This is a genomic window from Rhodospirillaceae bacterium (assembly GCA_002746255.1).
In the GTDB taxonomy this organism is placed as follows: Bacteria; Pseudomonadota; Alphaproteobacteria.
Genome location: NVWO01000008.1, coordinates 13904 through 28630 on the forward strand (window position 1 = coordinate 13904; position 14727 = coordinate 28630).

The 14727-nt window shown below is 57.8% G+C and carries 15 protein-coding genes, 1 tRNA gene and 1 pseudogene; 11 read left to right on the forward strand and 6 right to left on the reverse strand.

The features are described from left to right. Window positions 1–8: 8 nt before the first annotated feature. Together COA65_06170 and COA65_06175 are read right to left on the reverse strand one after the other, a co-directional pair. On the reverse strand, window positions 9–959 hold the full coding sequence (locus COA65_06170; GenBank protein ID PCJ59345.1) for a riboflavin biosynthesis protein RibF: 951 nt from the start codon (window positions 957–959) through the stop codon (window positions 9–11). 15 nt (window positions 960–974) lie between these two features. Further along, the gene (locus COA65_06175) at window positions 975–1421 is read right to left on the reverse strand and encodes a (R)-hydratase (GenBank protein PCJ59346.1); all 447 of its coding nucleotides are present in this window, start codon (window positions 1419–1421) and stop codon (window positions 975–977) included. Between the two features lie 20 nt (window positions 1422–1441). Here COA65_06175 and COA65_06180 point away from each other — a divergent pair, with 20 nt between their 5' ends. Further along, window positions 1442–1843, forward strand: coding sequence for a hypothetical protein (locus COA65_06180; protein ID PCJ59347.1), 402 nt, complete (start codon window positions 1442–1444; stop codon window positions 1841–1843). On the opposite strand, the gene COA65_06185 is transcribed toward COA65_06180, so the two are convergent. Next, entirely contained in the window at window positions 1831–2685 is an 855-nt protein-coding gene (locus COA65_06185) for a hypothetical protein (protein PCJ59348.1), read from the reverse strand. The genes COA65_06180 and COA65_06185 overlap by 13 nt on opposite strands. Window positions 2686–2870: 185 nt before the next feature. Between COA65_06185 and COA65_06190 the strand changes: the two are divergent. The 3 genes and pseudogenes from COA65_06190 to COA65_06200 all read left to right on the forward strand — a co-directional run bounded on the left by COA65_06190 (window position 2871) and on the right by COA65_06200 (window position 6725). Then, window positions 2871–3710 (forward strand): annotated as a pseudogene (locus tag COA65_06190) (DUF547 domain-containing protein). Between the two features lie 812 nt (window positions 3711–4522). Further along, entirely contained in the window at window positions 4523–6001 is a 1479-nt protein-coding gene (locus tag COA65_06195) for a hypothetical protein (protein ID PCJ59349.1), read from the forward strand. Next, window positions 5991–6725, forward strand: a complete 735-nt coding sequence (locus COA65_06200; GenBank protein ID PCJ59350.1) for a UDP-glucose--dolichyl-phosphate glucosyltransferase — start codon at window positions 5991–5993, stop codon at window positions 6723–6725. Before COA65_06195 ends, COA65_06200 begins: the two co-directional genes overlap by 11 nt. Window positions 6726–6774: 49 nt before the next feature. On the opposite strand, the gene COA65_06205 is transcribed toward COA65_06200, so the two are convergent. Further along, window positions 6775–6861: transfer RNA gene (locus COA65_06205), tRNA-Leu, on the reverse strand. Between the two features lie 143 nt (window positions 6862–7004). Between COA65_06205 and COA65_06210 the strand changes: the two genes are divergently transcribed. The 3 genes from COA65_06210 to COA65_06220 are packed head-to-tail and all read left to right on the forward strand — an operon-like array spanning window position 7005 to window position 8646. Further along, window positions 7005–7586: a cytochrome B gene (locus tag COA65_06210; protein ID PCJ59351.1), complete on the forward strand. Its 582-nt coding sequence runs from the start codon at window positions 7005–7007 to the stop codon at window positions 7584–7586. Beyond that, window positions 7583–8071, forward strand: a complete 489-nt coding sequence (locus tag COA65_06215; protein PCJ59352.1) for a disulfide bond formation protein B — start codon at window positions 7583–7585, stop codon at window positions 8069–8071. Before COA65_06210 ends, COA65_06215 begins: the two co-directional genes overlap by 4 nt. Before the next feature lie 41 nt (window positions 8072–8112). After that, window positions 8113–8646 (forward strand): demethoxyubiquinone hydroxylase family protein, encoded by a 534-nt coding sequence (locus COA65_06220; protein ID PCJ59416.1) that lies wholly within the window; start codon window positions 8113–8115, stop codon window positions 8644–8646. A gap of 50 nt (window positions 8647–8696) precedes the next feature. On the opposite strand, the gene COA65_06225 is transcribed toward COA65_06220, so the two are convergent. Together COA65_06225 and COA65_06230 are read right to left on the reverse strand one after the other, a co-directional pair. Then, a complete protein-coding gene (locus tag COA65_06225) occupies window positions 8697–9377 on the reverse strand; it encodes a phospholipase (GenBank protein ID PCJ59353.1) in 681 nt (226 codons plus the stop codon). Window positions 9378–9423: 46 nt separating this feature from the next. After that, window positions 9424–10464, reverse strand: a complete 1041-nt coding sequence (locus tag COA65_06230; protein ID PCJ59354.1) for a heme A synthase — start codon at window positions 10462–10464, stop codon at window positions 9424–9426. Between the two features lie 101 nt (window positions 10465–10565). Here COA65_06230 and COA65_06235 point away from each other — a divergent pair, with 101 nt between their 5' ends. From COA65_06235 to cysC, 4 genes are all read left to right on the forward strand, one after another. Beyond that, window positions 10566–10943: a hypothetical protein gene (locus COA65_06235; GenBank protein ID PCJ59355.1), complete on the forward strand. Its 378-nt coding sequence runs from the start codon at window positions 10566–10568 to the stop codon at window positions 10941–10943. Window positions 10944–11208: 265 nt separating this feature from the next. Next, window positions 11209–11937: a phosphoadenylyl-sulfate reductase gene (locus tag COA65_06240; GenBank protein ID PCJ59356.1), complete on the forward strand. Its 729-nt coding sequence runs from the start codon at window positions 11209–11211 to the stop codon at window positions 11935–11937. Next, window positions 11934–12734, forward strand: a complete 801-nt coding sequence (locus tag COA65_06245; protein PCJ59357.1) for a sulfate adenylyltransferase — start codon at window positions 11934–11936, stop codon at window positions 12732–12734. The genes COA65_06240 and COA65_06245 overlap by 4 nt, the downstream gene beginning before the upstream one ends. After that, window positions 12735–14678, forward strand: a complete 1944-nt coding sequence (cysC, locus tag COA65_06250; GenBank protein ID PCJ59358.1) for an adenylyl-sulfate kinase — start codon at window positions 12735–12737, stop codon at window positions 14676–14678. The last annotated feature ends 49 nt before the right edge of the window (window positions 14679–14727 follow it).

The window sequence follows — 14727 nt, forward strand, 5'->3', positions numbered from 1 at the left end:
TAGGGTTCCTACGCGGGATCGGTCGTCTTCGCAAGAACCTCGAAGGCCTGGGCCCGGTCTTTCGCCATCTGAAGCTTCAGGGTTTCCGCGTCTGCAAAGGTTGCGTCTTCTCGCAGGTAAGCGATCAACTGCACCCGAAGCTGCTTGCCGTACAGCGTGCCGGGGGCGTTGAAAAAATTAACCTCAAGGCGCAGCGACTGGCCATCGAAGGTGGGGCGCGTTCCAAGATAGGCGACGCCGTCTTGCCAAACAGTGTCCTTGCCGGCGTCGCACCCGGCGCGAACGGCGTAGATACCAGCCTTGGGGCGCAAATGGTCGCCAAGCGCCAGATTGGCGGTTGGAAAGCCAAGGTCGCGGCCTAACCCGGCGCCGTGCTCGACGCGCCCGGTGATTTCCCAGTAACGGCCAAGCAGTTTTGCGGCTTCGCCGGGCCGGCCATGGCGAAGGTGGTCGCGAATTTTCGTCGAGGAGAAGGGGTCCCCCTGCGCCATGACCGGGGCCACGGCCGTGTACCCAAAGCCGAACCGCGTTGCTAGGGCCTGGAGCATCGCCGCATCCCCTTTGCGTCCCTGACCGAAGCGAAAATCGGAACCCGTCACGGCATGGGCAATCTGCAGGTTTTCGGCAAGTTCGTGTTCGGCAAAACTTTCCGCCGAGCGGGCCGCAAACGCGGCGTCGAAATGCCGGACGATCAGGAAATCAATGCCGAGACGTTCAAGTGCGTGCGCCTTGTCGCGAAGGGACGTTAGCTGGAAGGGTGGCGCCTCAGGCGCGAAAAAGCTTCGCGGATGCGGATCGAAGGTAAGAACGGCGGTGGCGGTGGCAAGGGCTTGCGCCTGGCTCCGCGCTGCGTCGAGAACGGCGCGGTGTCCACGATGGATGCCGTCGAAATTGCCAATGGCAACGACCGCCCCCTTTGCTTCGGGTGGAACGTCGTAGGTATGGCGGAGAATACGCATTGGCGGTGGCGGCCTCTAGGAGGCGGTGGCGGCCTGGTTTTTTGGCGTGACCATGACGATGGCCTCGCCATCGACGACGATCTTTTCGTTAACCAGGCACTCCGTTTTCAGATGAACGCGTTTCTTTTCCAGGATGATTTCCGTGACCGTTACCCTGGCCCATACGGTGTCCCCTGCCTTGACCGGCGCCTTGAAGCGCAAATTCTGGCTTAGATAGATACAGCCGGGACCGGGCAGCTTCGTGCCGATCACCGTCGAGATGAAGCTGGCCGTGAGAAAGCCATGGGCGATGGTTCCTTTAAACACCGTCTGGCTTGCAAATTCGTTGTTGAGGTGGACCGGGTTCGTGTCGCCGGAAATGCCAGCGAACAGGACGATATCCGTATCCGTAATCGTCTTGGCATAAATGTCGGACATGCCGACAGCAAGGTCTTCAAGGTAATAACCGTGCAGGTCTTTCATGAATTGGGTTCCAAATTTGGTTGCGGCTGCCGCCGACGCGTATGATTGCGGCGCAATATACCGGAAGCCCCCCCTTTGCAGCAAGCTGCACCCTTGCCCCGCCTGACAATCGCGAGATTAACCCGGAATTAATGGAAAGTGGCGTATTTTCGGGGCTGGAGAAAGGCGTCGTCTTTATGAGCGAAATCAGCAAGCATCACATACCGCGAAGGCCCCCGAGAATTCCGAAGATTCAGGAGCGCGTCGAAATCACCATGAGCGATGGCGCGGTGTTGACGGGCCACGTTTTCATCGAGGCGACGATGCGGATCCAGGATCTGCTGAACGATGCGCCCCGTTTCTTTCCCCTGATGGATGATAACGCCGAGGTGCATCTGATCAGCAAAGCCGCCATTGCGCGCGTGCGTCCTTACGACGGCTGAGACTGACTGTCAGGATTGTTTCGGCTTTCCAGACGGTTTTCGGCAACCTCCTTCCGAAAAGGCAGCAGCAATAAATTGCCAAGGCCAAGCCTGGCAAAGTTGCGATAGGCGTTAAGGCCGATTTCCACCCCCAGATGCCCCCTTGCCGGTGCCTGCTGATAGGTGCCGCAGAGGCGATCCCAAATGGAAAGCGCGAAGCCGAAATTCCGGTTTGTTTCGGCGCTGTCCGTCGAATGATGGATGCGGTGCATCTCCGGGGTAACGACCAGAAAACGCAAGCCGTGTTCCAGCTTCGCCGGCAGGCGGACATTGCCGTGATTGAAAAGCGCCGTCCCGTTCAGGATCGCTTCGAAGAGAAGAACGGCCAGCGGATCGGCACCGATGGCCGCGACGAGTCCTACCTTGAAGACCAGGGACACAAGAATTTCGACGGGATGAAAACGGATGGCGGTCGTCGTGTCGAAATCCATGTCGGAATGGTGAACCTGATGCAGTCGCCAGAAGACGGGCAGGGCGTGGGAAAGAACGTGCTGAAGATAAATTGCGAAGTCGAGGAAGACGATCGCTGCCGCAATCTCGATCCAGCGCGGCCAGTCGAGAACGTTCAGCAACCCCCACCCGGCGGCCTCCGCATGGATGGCCATGGCGTAAGCTGCCGCCCCCAGGGTGAGGCGTACGGCAAGGGCATCGACGAGAAGCATACCTAAATTCGCCGTCCAGCGTTTGGTCTTCGACTGGGTTAAGACGCGGCGCGGCGCGGCCACTTCCCACAGCGCCATGACGGCGAAAATCGCAAAGAAAGCGCCAAGGCGAATCCAGGCTTCCATTGGCCATGCGTCCATGGGAACGGGTCTCCTTTAAGCGTTGCACAGCCTAATGTGAGGGCACATGTGGGGCAAAGGCAAGTGGGCAAAGGCAAGGCGGCTTTTGGCATCTCAGGCAGGCGGGATGTTTGATCCATCAACGGATTGTGAAGGCCGCCCTTCGTCCTTCGGGGGTAAGTTTGCAGGATAGAGGGAGAATGAGGATGGTTCGTCGGTTTTCGTTTTTTTTGGCCGCGTTGCTGCTGGGGCTCACGCTTTCCACCGCCAGGGCCGGATTTGTTGATGACCTTTTTGCACCCAAGGTGGAGCCATGGGCGCAGTGGGAAGCCTTTGACCCAGATTCGAAGATCCGGGTCAGCCATCTCGCCTGGGCCCGTTTTCTTGCAAAATATGTTGAATTGACCCCGGACGGGATCAACCGTGTCGCGTATCACAAGGTCACCGAAGCAGACCGGGAAAAGCTTGAAAGCTATCTTGCAGCCCTTGGAAAAACGGCCGTGCCGGCGCTTCGCCGTGATGAACAGCTCGCCTATTGGATCAATCTCTATAACGCGCTTACCGTGAAGGTCATCCTCGATCACTATCCGGTGGCCAGCATTCGCGACATCGACATTTCGCCGGGCCTGTTTGCCGACGGCCCGTGGGACGCAAAACTGGCCAGCGTTGGGGGGCTGGAACTTTCCCTGAACGATATCGAGCACCGCATTCTGCGCCCCATCTGGAAAGACCCGCGCGTTCACTACGCAATCAATTGTGCGTCGATTGGCTGTCCGAATCTTCAGACCTTTGTTTTCGAAGGCGACAAGATCGACGAAATGCTGGATGAGACGGCGTTTGAATATATCAACCATCCGCGCGGCGCGCGGGTTGAAGAAGGCGCGTTGATTGCTTCCAGTATTTTCGTTTGGTTTAAAGACGATTTTGGCGGCGACGCGGGCGTATTGCGCCATTTGCAAAGCTATGCCGACCCGGCATTGAAGGCTGCCCTCGCCGGGATCGTGGCCATCGACGACGACGACTATGACTGGTCGCTGAACGACGTCGCTGCTTACGAAGCGGCCATCGGGGGCCTCACACCCCAAGGGGGCTATACGGCGCCCGAGGCCGTTGCGCTTGCGCAATGGGAGGTGCACGCGCCCAAGTCGACGGAAACAATCGACCATGCCGCCTGGGGGGCTTTCCTTGCCAAATATGTTGCCCCGGGGGAGGACGCGATCAACCACGTCGATTATGGCGCGGTGACGGAGCCGGATAAAAAAGCGCTTAAAGCCTATATCAAAGGGCTGGCAGCGACCCCGATCGAACACTACAGCCGTGCCGAGCAATTCGCCTATTGGGTTAATCTTTATAACGCGGCCATTGTCGAACTTGTTCTCGATCATTACTGGCTGGGCAGCATTCTCGACATCGATGGCGACCTCGCCGCCGATAACGGACCATGGGACGCAAAGCTTGTCACCGTTGCGGGGGTGAAGCTGTCGTTTAATGACATCGAAAGCGGCATCCTGCGGCCCATCTGGAAAGACCCGCGGGTTCACTACGCATTAAGTTCGGCGGCTTATGGATGTGCGGATCTCCAACGCGTTCCATTTACGGCGGCGAACAAGGAAGCCCTGCTGGAGAAAGCTGCGGCTGCGTATGTAAATCATCCGAGGGCTGCGCGCGTCCGCCAGGGTCAGTTGATCGTTTCCGCCATTTACTCCTGGTATCTGGAGGACTTTGGCGGCGATGATGAAAGCGTACTGCGCCACATCCGGAAATATGCATCGCCGGAATTTGGCCGGGAACTCGCCGGGATCGAACGCGTCGCCAAAATTGATTACGACTGGTCTTTGAACGATGCCGGGCGGGCGCCATGGTCGGAAACAAAAAGCCTCGGGAGCTATACGAAATAACGGTTCCCCACACGCAAACAATCGTCCGGGCGGCCTGGATCGCGCTCGGGCTTGCGTTGGTGGGCGCACAGATTTTTCTGCTGGACCTTTCGGAGGATTTTGAAGGCGCGTACCGAATCCCCGTGCCGGCGACGTTGCGCCTTGTCGCTCTCGGCATCACGGCAGGGGTTCTTTTTCTTACCCTGCCATTGCTTATCCGGCGGACGGTAAAAGCGCCGGCGCTTTTCTTCTGGATGCTTGGCGCCGGCCTTGCCATGCGCCTCGTTCTTCTTCCCTCGACGCCCATCCTGGAAGACGATTACCACCGCTATTTTCTTGATGGTGCCGTCGTTGCGCTTGGGCACAACCCTTATCAATATGCGCCGTCCGATTTGTCCAAAGGGGCGGCACCGGAAATTACGGCGCAACTCGGGCCGCGCGCCAGCGACGTTCTGGAACGCATCAACCACCCGGAAATACGAAGTATCTATCCAGGCCTGGCGCAAGTCTTCTTTGCCGGCTCCCACGGGCTTATGCCCTTCTCTCTGGAGACTTGGCGGGGGGTGCTGTTGCTTGCCGACATGGTTTCCATGGCGTTGCTGCTGGTCTTGCTGAAAAGCCTTGGGCGGGGGCCGTTTTGGGCCGCGCTTTTCTGGTGGAATCCGCTGCTTGTCAAAGAATTGATCAACGCTGCCCACATGGATGGCTTGTTGCTTCCCTTTCTGATCGGCGCGCTTCTTCTTCTGCTACGCCGACGGCATTGGCTTGCGAATTTTGCCCTGGCCTGTGCTGCGGGGGTAAAACTTTGGCCCATTGTGTTGTGGCCGTTCTTTCTGCGTCCCTATTTCGAAAAACAGGGGGATGAAAAGCAGGGCTTCAAAACCCATGGCGCGTTTTTCCTTGCCGTCCTGTTCTTTGCGGTCCCCTTCGGTCTTTTTCTTTTGCCCCAGCTTCTGGCGGGCCTTGATGAAGGGGCCGGCCTTGTCGCCTATGGGCGGCAATGGGAGATGAACGACGCTCTTTTTCCTCTCGTGCTGGGTTTTGCAAAAGGGATGCTGGCGCCCTTTTCGTTTTCAGGTCTGGCACCGGATGTGGCGCGCGGGCTGGTTCTTTTCGCCGTTCTTGGGGCCAGTTTCTGGCTGGCGCGCGGGCGTGGCGACGCGACAATTTGTTGCGGCATGCTTCTTGTGACCGCCCTGCTTTTCCTTTTAAGTCCGGCGGTTTTTCCATGGTATTACGCTTGGCTTCTCCCTTTTCTTGTGCTTTGCCCCCGGCTTTCGCTGCTTGTGCTGACGGCGACGCTGCCGCTCTATTCGTTACGCTTTGTGTTTGCCGATGCCGGCTTTGCCGATCTTTTCGATTCCTGGATCGTCTGGGTTGAGGTGGGGCCCGTCCTGGCGTTGTTTGCATGGGAGATGCGTGGCCGATGGCAAAAGAAGCGGGGCTTTCATGCGGCATGAGATGCGCATCGGCGTTGTCATCCCGGCGCGGGACGAAGCGCTAGCCATCGGCAGGGTCATCGCGGCGATCCCTTCCTGGCTGGACGAAATTGTCGTTGTGGACAATGGATCGAGAGATGGCACGGCGCAAATTGCGCGCGCCACGCGTGCGCGCGTCGTTGCCGAGCCCAGACGTGGCTATGGCCGCGCTTGCCAGCGGGGCTTGCGCGCGCTTGGGTGCGTGGACGCTCCCATGGATGTCATTGTCTTTCTCGACGGGGATTTCAGCGATTACCCGGAAGCGATGGCCGATCTGGTGGACCCGATTTTAGAGGGCCGTGCGGAACTCGTCCTTGGTTCGCGTGTTTTGGGCGCAGCGATGAAAGGCGCGCTTACCCCGGTTCAACGATGGGGAAACTGGCTTGCAACATCGCTGATCCGGTTTTTTTACGGGGCTGATTTTACGGATATCGGCCCCTTTCGGGCAATTCGGCGCGACGCACTGGCGCGCCTTGCCATGGCGGACCCCGATTATGGCTGGACGGTGGAAATGCAGATAAAGGCGGCGAAAATGCGGCTGGCCTGGATGGAGGTCCCGGTCCGCTATCGCCCCCGGATCGGGGTTTCGAAAATTTCGGGCACGTTTTGGGGAAGTTTCCTGGCAGGAAAGAAAATTCTTTTCCTTATCCTGCGCGAGCATTTTTGGCCGTCGCCGTTGCGCGCGCACCCTTTGGAGGATGGATGATGTCTGCGACCATCGCGGTCGCGCGCGTTGAATCATGCGCGAAAAAGATTGGTGCCCCCAGGGAGACTCGAACTCCCACGTCCTTACGGACAACAGATTTTGAGTCTGCCGCGTCTACCGGTTCCGCCACAGGGGCTATGGCAGCCTATCCTAGTCTTCCAGTGGGCGCGGTCAATGGCGAGACGCGGCCAAGGCTTGAGGGCTTGCACGCGCCCGGCCTTCGGCGTTTGATTGGGGCCAAGCGAAGCCAGAGGCTGCTTGGATCAGGAGGTGCGAGACATGTTTGATGCGCTTTATGCCCGCACGATGCGGCTTGCCGCCGGGCGTCGCGCGCCGGTCGTGCTGGCGGCGGTTTCTTTTGCGGAAAGCTCGTTTTTTCCGGTGCCGCCGGACCTGCTGCTGGTTCCCATGTGCCTGGCGTCGCGCCGTCGCGCCTTTTTCTTTGCGGGGATCTGCACGGTTCTGTCTGTCGTCGGCGCGCTTCTCGGCTATGGCATAGGCTTCTTTTTTTACGAGACAATCGGCCGTCCGGTTCTGGAACTTTATGGCTTCATGGAAGCCTTCACGGAATTTCAGGGCCATTACCGCGAATGGGGCATCTGGATTGTCGCCGGGGCCGCTTTCACGCCTTTTCCCTATAAGGTGATTACGATTGCAAGCGGCGTTGTCGGCATGAGCCTTCTTCCCTTTGTGCTTGCGTCTTTTGTGGCGCGCGGCCTTCGCTTCTACATTGTCGCGGGGCTGGTCTGGTATTTTGGTCCGCGGGTCCAGGGCTTTGTCGAAAAAAACCTGGCGCCGCTTTCCATTCTCGCCTTTCTGGTGGCGATTGGGTTGTTTGTTCTTCTGGGGTACGGGATATGACCCTTACGCCAAGGCCAGTGTTTCTTGGGTTTTTGGGTGCCAGCCTGGCTGTGCTGGCGACGGCCTATGGCTTTGAATTTCTGGGCGGGCTAAAGCCCTGCATCCTTTGTCTGTATCAGCGTGTGCCCTACGGCCTGGCAGCGGGCATTGCCCTTGGTGCCTTTTTTTTCTCGCCCCATCGCCGTGCGGCGGTCGGGGTGTTGTTTCTCCTTGCCATTCTCTTTTTCGCCAATGGCCTGCTTGCCTTTTATCATGTGGGCGTTGAGCGTGGCTGGGTTGCGGCCTCCTGTGGTGGTATCGATGCCAGCGAAAGTCTGGACGCGCTGCGGCAATCCCTTTTAAACACGCAACCGGCGCCGTGTGATGAAATTGCCTGGTCCTTTCTGGGCCTGTCGATGGCAGGGGTTAATGCTATTGTGTCCATTGGTTTGGCAATCTGCGCCATGACGGTGGCCTGGATTTTTGAAAAAAGGTCAGGGGCGTGACGTCCAGCGGAAAAGAAAAGCCTAGCAATCAAAAAAAATTCATGCGGTTGCCGGGTGACCCTTCGCCGGAAGAGGAAATTGCGCGCATGATCCGCGTCGATCACGCCGGCGAATATGGGGCAGTTCGGATCTACGAGGGCCAGATGGCCGTGCTTGGCCGCTCGGGTCAGAAAGACGTCTTGCAGCACATGCTGGATCAGGAACGCGCGCATCTGGAAGTCTTTGAAAAATGGATTGTCGATCGCCGTGTGCGACCGACGTTGCTTGCGCCCTGTTGGCACGTCGCCGGTTATGCCCTGGGGGCGGCGACGGCGCTTTTGGGGGAACGGGCGGCGATGGCGTGTACGGCTGCCGTCGAAGAAGTGATTGGCGAGCATTATCAGGGACAGATCGACCGGCTTGGCGAGGACGAGAAGGAATTGAAGGAAACCATTGTCGCATTTCGGGCTGACGAGCTGGCCCATAAGGACACCGCCATTGCCCATGGTGCGCAAGATGCACCGGCCTATGGTGTGTTAAGCGGTGCCATCAAGAGCGCTTCGCGTCTGGCAATCTGGCTTTCGACACGGGTCTGAGTGCAAGCGTGTATCTCGGCGGTTGCAGCGCGGCGTTTGCGTTTTGGCGCTTATGCCTCGTCGGCGGCGTCGAAGGCAGCCACAAGAAAATGTCCGCCAAGGGCCAGTCCGGCCGGATCAATGCCATGGCCAAGCCCTTTTGAAATATGAGATTTTACGCGAACGCCGACGCCGGTGAGGGCGTTTTCCGTCATCGTCTGCGCCTGTACAGGGATCAGGGGATCCTCTGAGCCATGGATCAGAAGAACCGGGGGCCTCGCCAGAATTTCGTCAGCCAGATGCTCGGGCCCGACCAGCATGCCGGAATAGCCGATGATGCCAGCGGGTGCCTGCACCCGGCGAAGCCCGACATGAAGGGCCAGCATCGTGCCCTGGGAAAAGCCGATGAGAACGAGGTCGCGCTCGGTAAGGCCGCGTTTTTCAAGCTCGGAATCGAGGAACGCATCCAACGTTGGCGCCACCGTTAAGGCACCTTCATGCATGCGCTCTAAATCAAGGTCGCCGACCGGAAACCACTGGCGACCGCCTGGCAGTTCGTCGCAGGCCTCGGGCGCATTGGGCGAAATAAATTCCGCATCCGGGATCATCTCTGTCCAATGGGACGCCAGTCCGATCAGGTCGTGCATATCGGCACCATAGCCGTGCAGCAACACGACAAGCCGTTTTGCCGGTTCCCCATTGGCGGGAAGGTGGGTGGCGGTTTCAAGATCGGTGGCGGGTATGTTTGACATGATGACGTTATGTAGGCTCCTCGATGAAAATGGAAGGGGGCATGTCTTATGCCGGGCGCATTTCCTTGTCTGCCCATAGGGCGAGGGTCAGGAGAAGAAGCGCCCCCGCCTGATGGGCAACACCAAGTGGCACCGGCACAACAAGAAGAAGCGTGGCGATGCCAAGGCCGACTTGCAGAATGACCATGGCGAAAAGAAGCGTTAGCGCCGTGCAGGCGCGTTTTGAAAGCGTTTCGCGCCAGGAAAAAAGCCAGGCGGCACCAATGCTGACCAGGCTGAATATGCCAAGGAGCCGGTGGTTGAACTGGACGCTTGGGATATTCTCGAAGAAATTGCGCCAGGCAGGTTCCAGCGCCCAATAATCTTCCGGAACGAGGCCCGCCCCCATCCGTGGAAAGGTATTGTAGGTAAGGCCGGCATCGGTTCCGGCAACGAAGGCGCCGGCAATCACCGTCAGGGCAACGACTCCCAGAATGCCACGCAGGACGGTTTGGAAAAGAGCGCGCGGCACGGTGTCTCTCGGCAGATGAAGAAAGCTGAGGCCGATGCGGAAGAGAAACGCATAGATGCAAAGCGCCAGGGTTAGATGGGCGGCGAGGCGATAAGGGCTAACGTCCGGGCGATCGACCAGGCCGCTTTGCACCATGTACCAGCCAAGCCAGCCTTGCAGCGCGCCAAGGGAAAAAACCCCAAGCAGCCGGGGGATGTGCCTGGCGTTGATTCTTCCCCGAAACCAGAAATAGAGAAATGGGAAAAAGAAGGCAGCGCCAATCAGCCGGCCCCATAGGCGGTGCACATATTCCAGCCAGAAGATCGCCTGGAATTCGCCAAGGGTCATGCCGAAATTGCGCGTCTGATATTCAGGAAAATTTTGATAGGTCGCGAAGGTTTCCTGCCATTCGGTTTCTGACAGCGGCGGCAGAATGCCGATCAGCGGTTTCCATTCCACCATGGAAAGCCCGGCCTGGTTCAGCCGGGTGGCGCCGCCCAGTATGACCATGATGAAGACAAGCCCCGCACACAGGAAAAGCCAGATCGCGAGCGGTCGTTCGCGCACGGCGCTCTGGATCGGAACATTGCTTGCCATTCTTTTTCCAATTCTAAAAAAATAAATTTTTTAAGGAAGCAATGCGATTGCAACTACTTTGGGTTTATCTATTTTATATGGGTGTGTGCAAGTAAAGCTGTATGGTCTCGCATGGTTCATGGTCGCTGGAGAAGCAAGGTATGCCATTAAAACGCCTCCTGGTTATTGATGACGAACAGGAAATCTGCAACCTCATTCGCGAGGTTGCCGAGGGCGAGGGTTTCGAGGTTTCAACGACGGTCGATCCCGAGGTGTTTAAGACGGCGGTCGCGAGCTTCAAGCCAACGGTCCTTGTTCTGGACCTTGTGATGCCGGAAACCGGATGCAAGATTCCAATCCTGGTGATGAGTGGCTATAGCGGCAAATTGCTGGAAAGCGCCCGTTCTCTGGGCGATGCCTTCGGCCTTCCCTGCGTGCAAAGTCTTAAGAAGCCAATTCGCATCAAGCTCCTGCGCCAGGCTCTCAGCGACATTTCCTGAAACAAAAACGCCGAGCCCTGAAACGGGCGCGGGCCTTCCGCTAAATCGAAGGGGGCTCAAACGCCTGCCGGAACGCTCTTGGGCTTGGTCCTTTCTTATAGAAGGCAGGCCGTTCCACATAAAATATAAGTAATTTTCATGGAAACTACATTGATATATGTTATCTTTTCTTTAAATAACCACATACATATGTGGATAGAATTAATTTAACGTTTTTATTTTGTTAAATAGGCCTTGCCGCAGCATCGGCTAGGATGGCGCCGAAATGACAGAGATTTTGCAGACAGAAGCCCAGGCCGCCGCGCGTGCTGCGACCCTTATGGAGACTTACGGGGATTTTGACGGGCTGGCGCTTCTCCGCGCCATGCTCGCGCGCGAATTTCCCGGCCGGATTGCCCTTGCGTCCTCTTTTGGGGCGGAGGCGGCGGTGCTGCTGGATATGGTCGCAAGCGTTGATCCGGAAACGCCGGTCTTTTTTTTAGATACGGGAAAGCTTTTCGATGAAACCCTTCGCTACCGGGATGCACTGGTTGCGCAGCTGGGGTTGCGCGACGTTCGGGTGATCCGGCCCGACGTGGCGGAACTTGCGGCGGAAGATTCCGATGGCGAATTATGGTCACGCGATGGGGACGCCTGTTGCGACCTTCGCAAGGTGCGACCGCTTGACCGGGCCCTTTCCGGTTTTGATGCGTGGATCACCGGTCGCAAGCGGTTTCATGGCGACGTGCGTTCCGCTTTGCCGACGGTTGAGGCTTCGGATGGAAAAATTAAAATCAATCCGCTGGCGCGCTGGACCCCGGATGAAATCGCTAGCGCGTTCAAGGTTCGGAATCTGCCGCCCCATCCCCTGGTCGCAGATGGTTATCTTTCCATCGGTTGCACACACTGCACGCGGCGGGCAAACCCGGGCGATGCGGCGCGTGCCGGCCGCTGGGCGGAAAACGGCAAGACGGAATGCGGCATTCACAAGGCAAGCTGGGCCAGGAACGAATGAATCACCTCGACGCACTGGAAAGCCAAAGCGTTTATATCTTTCGGGAAGCTTTCAACAAGATCGACAAGCTGGCGATGCTGTGGTCGGTCGGAAAGGACAGCAACGTGCTGTTGTGGCTGGCGCGCAAGGCATTCCTTGGCCATGTGCCTTTCCCGGTCGTGCATATCGACACCTCCTATAAAATACCTGAGATGATCGAATTTCGGGACCGCATGGCAAAGGAATGGGGCTTGCAACTGATTGTCGGTCAGAACAAAAAAGCCCTGGCGGATGGCATGGGGCCGGAGAAGGGGCGCGTTACCTGTTGCAGCGCTTTGAAGACGGAAGGCCTGAAGCAGACACTTGCGGCGCATGGTTTCACCGGCGTCTTTGCCGGCATTCGTCGCGATGAGGAAGGCACGCGCGCGAAAGAGCGTGTTTTTAGCCCGCGCGGCAAGCATGCGGAATGGAATTTCCGCGACCAGCCGCCGGAATTCTGGGATCAGTTCAAGACGGATTTTGAGCCGGGAACGCATCTTCGCATCCACCCGCTGCTGCATTGGACGGAAATAGACATTTGGCGCTACATCCGGCGTGAAAAGATTCCGGTGGTTGATCTTTATTTTACGAAGGATGGCAAACGCTACCGCTCGCTTGGATGTGCGCCCTGCACGGGCACCATTGTTTCCACGGCGTCAACCCTTGACGAAATCATCGAAGAACTTGAAACGACAAACGTCTCGGAGCGTGCCGGTCGCGCCCAGGACAAGGAATCGGAAGACGCTTTCGAGCGGCTCCGGGTAGAAGGCTATATGTAAATGTCCGATCGTGTACCTGAACGCTCATTGGGGGGGGAACCCCTTCGCGTCGTCATTGTCGGCCATGTCGATCATGGCAAGTCAACCCTCGTCGGTCGCCTCTTCCATGACACGGGCTCGCTTCCGGAGGGAAAGCTCGAAGAAATCAAGGCCATGTGTGAACGCCGTGGGATGCCGTTTGAATGGGCTTTTCTTATGGACGCGTTGCAGGCCGAGCGCGACCAGGGCATTACAATCGACGTTTCCCATATCTGGTTCAAGACGACGAAACGCGACTACGTCATCATCGATGCCCCCGGCCATAAGGAATTCCTGAAAAACATGGTCAGCGGTGCCGCCAACGCCGACGCGGCCCTGCTTGTGATCGATGCTCATGAAGGCGTTCAGGAACAATCCCGCAGGCACGGCTACCTTCTGCACCTTCTCGGTGTTCGTCAGGTTGTGGTGGCGATCAACAAAATGGACCTGGTGGGTTATTCCCGCGACCGCTTTGTGGCGGTTGAGGAGGAATACCGCAGCTACCTTGCCGGGATCGGCGTCGAGGCTCAGCATATCGTGCCGGTTTCTTCGCGTGAGGGCGATTGCATTGCCACGCGTTCCGATAAAATGAACTGGTACGAGGGGCCGACGATTGTCGAGGCCCTGGACGGGTTTCAGACGCCGATGCCGCAAACGGAACTGCCCTTGCGGCTTCCAATTCAGGACGTTTATAAATTCGACAACCGTCGGCTTATCGTTGGGCGCATTGAAAGTGGCCGCCTGCGTGTCGGCGATACGCTGGTGCTTTCGCCCTCGAACAAATCGGCCAAGGTGGCCAGCATTGAAAGCTGGAACCTTGACGCACCGATCCTTGCCGCCAGTGCCGGCCAGTCCGTCGCCATTACCCTTCAGGAACAGATTTTTGTCGAGCGCGGCCAAATTGCGAGCCATGAAGAAAACCTGCCGGTCGAAACGAACGTCTTTCGCGCGAATATTTTCTGGTTGGGGAAAAATCCGTTACGGGTGGGCAGCCGTTACACGTTGAAACTTCACACCGGTCAGCATCGGGCCGAAGTGCAGTCCATTGACCGGATTGTTGACGTGGCCGATCTTTCTTCTAGCGAAGGGGGCGAGGTTCCGAAAAATGCCGTCGCAGAAATAACATTGCGCACCCGTGGCCTGGTTGCGCTGGACGAGTTTACCGACAATGTCCGAACCGGCCGCTTTGTCCTGATCGAGGATTACACCATTGTTGGCGGCGGCATTATCAACATGGACGGCTATCCCGACCAACGCCAGGCCGTAACGCGAAGGGCTACGAACGTCTTCCAGGTGGTTCATCGTGTGGCGTCGGCGTCTCGGTGGGACATGAACGGCCATCACAGCGGCGTCCTTTGGCTGACCGGCCTTTCCGGGTCCGGGAAAACGACCCTCGCCATCGAACTTGAAAGCCAGCTCTTTCGTAAGGGCTATCAGGTCTACGTTCTTGACGGCGACAATCTGCGCAACGGTCTGAACGCCAATCTTGGATTCACGCCCGAGGACCGGGCGGAAAACATCCGTCGTGCCGGCCAGGTGGCGGCCCTTTTCGCTGAAGCCGGTTTTATTGTTATTACCGCCTTCATCTCGCCCTATCGGGCCGATCGCGACCGGGTGCGCGCCATCGCGCCGGATGGTTTCCACGAGGTCTATGTGAAGGCGTCTCTGGAAACCTGTGAGCGTAGGGACCCAAAGGGCCTCTACCAGCGGGCCCGAAGCGGCGAGATTGCTGACTTCACAGGCGTTTCCTCGCCTTACGAAGCGCCGGGCACGCCGGAACTGACCGTCGATACGGACACGCTTACCGTCGAAGAGGCGGTCGCCAGCCTGCTCGACTATGTCGAGAAGAACCTGATTGCCGGCAAGGGCTGGAAAGAGCCGGGTTCGCAGGATTCCGTCAGCCAATTGGCGGCACCCGATATTTAGAGCGGGTTTTTTGTTGTTTTTCTTGACAGGCACCCCAGGCTTACTTAGA

What these genes read in the sequence shown, in the direction of transcription:
- COA65_06210 (PCJ59351.1), top strand. Translation starts at nt 7,005, where the DNA reads ATGTTTGATGCGCTTTATGCCCGCACGATGCGGCTTGCCGCCGGGCGT.
- COA65_06215 (PCJ59352.1), top strand. Translation starts at nt 7,583, where the DNA reads ATGACCCTTACGCCAAGGCCAGTGTTTCTTGGGTTTTTGGGTGCCAGC.
- COA65_06230 (PCJ59354.1), bottom strand. Translation starts at nt 10,464, where the DNA reads ATGGCAAGCAATGTTCCGATCCAGAGCGCCGTGCGCGAACGACCGCTC.
- COA65_06195 (PCJ59349.1), top strand. Translation starts at nt 4,523, where the DNA reads ATGGTCGGAAACAAAAAGCCTCGGGAGCTATACGAAATAACGGTTCCC.
- COA65_06185 (PCJ59348.1), bottom strand. Translation starts at nt 2,685, where the DNA reads ATGGACGCATGGCCAATGGAAGCCTGGATTCGCCTTGGCGCTTTCTTT.
- COA65_06170 (PCJ59345.1), bottom strand. Translation starts at nt 959, where the DNA reads ATGCGTATTCTCCGCCATACCTACGACGTTCCACCCGAAGCAAAGGGG.
- COA65_06235 (PCJ59355.1), top strand. Translation starts at nt 10,566, where the DNA reads ATGGTCTCGCATGGTTCATGGTCGCTGGAGAAGCAAGGTATGCCATTA.
- COA65_06200 (PCJ59350.1), top strand. Translation starts at nt 5,991, where the DNA reads ATGCGGCATGAGATGCGCATCGGCGTTGTCATCCCGGCGCGGGACGAA.
- COA65_06225 (PCJ59353.1), bottom strand. Translation starts at nt 9,377, where the DNA reads ATGTCAAACATACCCGCCACCGATCTTGAAACCGCCACCCACCTTCCC.
- COA65_06245 (PCJ59357.1), top strand. Translation starts at nt 11,934, where the DNA reads ATGAATCACCTCGACGCACTGGAAAGCCAAAGCGTTTATATCTTTCGG.
- COA65_06175 (PCJ59346.1), bottom strand. Translation starts at nt 1,421, where the DNA reads ATGAAAGACCTGCACGGTTATTACCTTGAAGACCTTGCTGTCGGCATG.
- cysC (PCJ59358.1), top strand. Translation starts at nt 12,735, where the DNA reads ATGTCCGATCGTGTACCTGAACGCTCATTGGGGGGGGAACCCCTTCGC.
- COA65_06240 (PCJ59356.1), top strand. Translation starts at nt 11,209, where the DNA reads ATGACAGAGATTTTGCAGACAGAAGCCCAGGCCGCCGCGCGTGCTGCG.
- COA65_06220 (PCJ59416.1), top strand. Translation starts at nt 8,113, where the DNA reads ATGCGGTTGCCGGGTGACCCTTCGCCGGAAGAGGAAATTGCGCGCATG.